Annotated in this window: 2 protein-coding genes; both read left to right on the forward strand. The window is 61.1% G+C overall.

Features of this window, described 5'->3' with window-relative positions:
- Positions 1-2226: SusC/RagA family TonB-linked outer membrane protein (locus KYK14_RS21630; protein ID WP_219161734.1), on the forward strand; the 2226-nt coding region annotated here is incomplete at its 5' end.
- 158 nt (positions 2227-2384) lie between these two features.
- Positions 2385-3854 carry a SusD/RagB family nutrient-binding outer membrane lipoprotein gene (locus tag KYK14_RS21635; RefSeq protein ID WP_219161735.1) on the forward strand — a complete coding sequence of 490 codons (1470 nt, stop codon included), beginning with the start codon at positions 2385-2387 and terminating at the stop codon, positions 3852-3854.
- Positions 3855-4028 lie beyond the last annotated feature (174 nt).

The following is a 4028-nucleotide window of genomic DNA, read 5'->3' on the forward strand; positions in this document are numbered from 1 at the left end:
GCCTGGGGGCCCAAGTTTGACGGGCAGCAGTTCTACCAGTACGACCCCGCCACCAACACCACCGCCACCGAGCGCACGCCCTGGGTACCTTACAAAAATAACCGTAAGGACTTCTTCGAGACGGGCAAAACCTTCGTGAACACGGTTTCCATCGACGGCGGCACCGACAAGACGACGGCCCGCCTGTCGCTGACCAACTTACAGAACACCTGGATTATCCCGAACACGGGCTACAAGCGCAACACGGTGGCCTTGTCCTTGAACCACAAGCTGACCGACCGCCTACGCATTTCGGCCAAGGCCAACTACACCAACCGCTACAGCGACAACCTACCCAGCACCGGCTACAACAACCAGACGATTATGTACTGGAACATGTTTCAGGTGCCCAACGCCAACCTGAACTGGTGGAAGGACTACTGGCTGCCGGGCGCCGAGAACATCACCCAGCGCAGCCCCTTCAGCAGCCTCATCGACAATCCCTACCTGATTGCCTACGAGATGCTGAACAAGAGCAACCGCAACACGCTGACCGGCAATGTGCAGGTGAACTACAAGTTTGGGCAGCACTGGAACCTGATGCTGCGCTCGGCGCTGGACTACTCCTACGAGGCCCGCTCGCAGCAGCGCCCCAAAGACACGGAGCGCTACAAAGAGGGCATGTACCGCACGCAGAACATCTTTTCGCAGGAAATCAACCACGATTTTCTGCTGCAATATGCCCGCAACGTGGGCAAGTTTGAGCTGACGGCCTCGGGTGGGGGCAGCCGCCTGCGCAACCGCTACGTGAAGGACGAGCTGCGCGCCGAGCGCCTGCTCTACCCCGGCATTTTCTCCTTCGCCAACAGCCGCGACCTACCCATCACCCTACCCTACCGCGCCGAGTTTGCCGTGAACAGCTTCTACGGCCTGGCGACGGTAGCCTTCAACAAGTTTTTGTACCTGGATCTGACCGCCCGCAAGGACTGGAGCAGCACGCTGGCCAGCGTGAACGGCGTGACGGAAATCCCGATCTACCCCTCGGCCAGCCTCAGCGGCATTGTATCGGAGGTGGTGAAGCTGCCGGAGGTGATATCCTTTGCGAAGGTGCGCGGCTCGTGGGCCGAGGTGGGTAGCGGCACCACGGTGCCCTACCGCACGGCCTACACCTACGCCGTGGCCACGGGCTTTCCATCGGGCCTGAGCAACCCCGGCTCCATTGCCAACCCCGGCCTGAAACCGCGCCGCACCCGCAGCACCGAGCTGGGCCTGGACCTGCGCTTCCTGCAAAACCGCATTGGGCTGGACGTGGCCGTGTACCGCAACAACACCTACGACCAGATTCTGGAAGTGCCCGTAGACCGGGCTTCGGGCTACAACTACTCGGTGCTGAACGCCGGCCTGGTGCGCAACCAGGGGCTTGAAATTCAGGCCAATGCCGAAATCCTTACGCGGCCTTCGGGCTTTGGCTGGAAGGTGTTTGGCACCTACACCGCCAACCGCAACAAGGTGGTAGAGCTGGCCGACAGCGTGTTTACCTACCAGCTCCAGCGCGGCCCCGGCGGGCGCGGCACGGTGGAGGCCCGGCCCGGCGGCAACATGGGCGCCATCTACGGCCGCGGCTACCTGCGCGCCCCCGACGGCCAGATCATCTACCGCAACGGCCTACCCCAGCTTACCAACGACGTGATGCTGCTGGGCTCGGCCCTACCCAAGTGGAAGGCCAGCATCGGCAACGAGTTTCGCTACAAGCAGGTGCGCCTAAACGTGCTGGTAGACGGGCAGTTCGGCGCCAAAGCCTACTCCATGACCAACGCCGTGCTGGCCGAACAGGGCAAAACCAAGCTCACCCTACCCGGCCGCTACAACGGCATCATCGGCAATGGGGTGATTGACAACGGCGACGGTACTTTCCGCCCCAACGACGTGGTGGCCGAAAACGTACCCGCCTACTACTCACAGCACTACGGCCGCGACAACATCGAGGCCAACCTGTTCCGCACCGATTTCCTGAAGCTGCGCGAGGTGCGCATCGACTACTCCCTACCCGCCAGCCTGTTGCAGCGCTTCAAGCTCACGCAGGCCACCATCGGCCTCTACGGCCGCGACCTGTACATCCTGACCAAGTGGCCCGCCTACGACCCCGAGTTCGGCACCCTGAACGACGACACCGTAAGCCTGGGCTACGAGTTGGGCCAGTTCCCCAGCACCCGCACCATTGGGCTGAACCTGACGGTGGGGATATAGCGGAATGCGCTGCAAATCAAACAAGAACGTCATGCTGAGCGGAGTCGAAGCATCTCTACCGCAACACTAATTCCAACCGATAGCAACGAAGCGGTAGAGATGCTTCAGCTACGGCTGCGCCTTCACTCAGCATGACGGTCTTTTAGCTACAACACTTCATGAAAACCATCAAACTACTCGCTTGGCTGCTGCTGGCTACTACCAGCGCAGCTACCCTACCCGCCTGCACCGACGGCTTTGAGGAGCTGAACGTGAACCCCAACCAGAACCCCAACGTGATACCGGAAACGCTGCTGGCCCCGGCCCTCACGGACCTGGTAAAGCGCAACATGGACCGCGCCAAGCGCATCACCAACGAGCTGATGCAGGTGCAGGTGACGCGCAACGAGGGCGACGCCATTCACCGCTACGTGGTGCGCCCCGCCGAGGCCGACTATATGTGGAATGGCTGGTACACCCAGCTCACCGACTTCCGCGACCTGTACCGCAGCGCCGAGGCGGTGAACAGCCCTACCTTCAAGGCCATTGCCCGCATCCTGGAGGTCTGGACGGTGTCGCTCTTGACGGATACGTTTGGCGACGTGCCCTACTCCCAGGCCATTCGGGGGCGCGAGGGGCTGTTGCAGCCGGCCTTCGATAAGCAGGAAGACATCTACAAAGACCTGTTTACCAAGCTCGAAGAAGCCAACGAGCTGCTGAAAGCCGGCACCGACCTCTCGGCCGACCAAAGCCAGCTCGACCCGCTTTACGCCGGCAAAGCGCTGAAATGGCGCAAGTTTGGCAACTCGCTCTACCTGCGCCTGCTCCTGCGCGTGTCGAACCGCACCAATGCCATTGCCAACGGCATGAGCCCGCAGGACAAGCTCCGCGACCTAGTGAACACCAACGCCGCGGCATACCCTCTCATCAGCAACAACGACGAATCGGCCATTTTGCGTTGGACCGGCACGGCGCCCTACCAGTCGCCGTTTGCCACCTTCCGCACGGCCGATTTTTCGTCGTTCAGCTCGCTGAGTCAGTTCTTTGTGAACAACCTGAACGAGTGGAACGACCCGCGCCGCGCCAAGTGGATGACGCTCTACCAGGGGGTGTACGAGGGCATTCCGAGCGGCTACGACCCCATCACGCAGGGCCAGCCGGTGGGCTCCACCTACCCTGCGGCCCTCATGACGGAGCCGCTGCTGGGCAACATCCTCAACTACGGCGAAGTGCAGTTACTGCTGGCCGAAGCCGCCGCGCGGGGCTGGGTGTCGGGCAACGCCCAAACCTATTACGAGGCCGGGACTACGGCCGGCATCACGCTCTGGGGCTACACCGTGCCCACGGGCTACTTCGACAATTCCGACGTGCAGTGGAACCCCGCCAGCTCCCTAGACCGCAAGCTGGAGCAGATTCACTTGCAGAAATACTACGCTCTGTTTTTCACCGATTTCCAGCAGTGGTTTGAGTACCGCCGCACGGGCCACCCGGTGCTACCCCGCGGCGCCGGCGTGCGCAACGACGGTAAGATGCCCGCCCGCCTCAACTACCCTGTGTACGTGCAAAGCCTAAACCAGCAGAGCTACCAAGCCGCCGTAGCCGACCAGGGAACAGATGATGTGAATACCAAGGTGTGGTGGCAGAACTAGGTTTTTTTAGCTGTTAGCTGATGGCTGATAGCTGTTAGCTCGCCGCTAGAAGAAACTCAAATGCTCCATACTAGAACGAAAAAAGCTAACAGCTATCAGCCATCAGCTAACAGCTCAAAACATGAAACGCACCCTACCATTCGCTCTGCTGCTCAGCGCTTTCGCGCTAGGCGG

Origin of the sequence: Hymenobacter profundi (assembly GCF_019334315.1) — a bacterium.
GTDB lineage: Bacteria > Bacteroidota > Bacteroidia > Cytophagales > Hymenobacteraceae > Hymenobacter > Hymenobacter profundi.

Excerpts from the sequence above, each read along its gene's own strand:
- KYK14_RS21635 (WP_219161735.1), top strand. The coding sequence starts at position 2,385 with ATGAAAACCATCAAACTACTCGCTTGGCTGCTGCTGGCTACTACCAGC.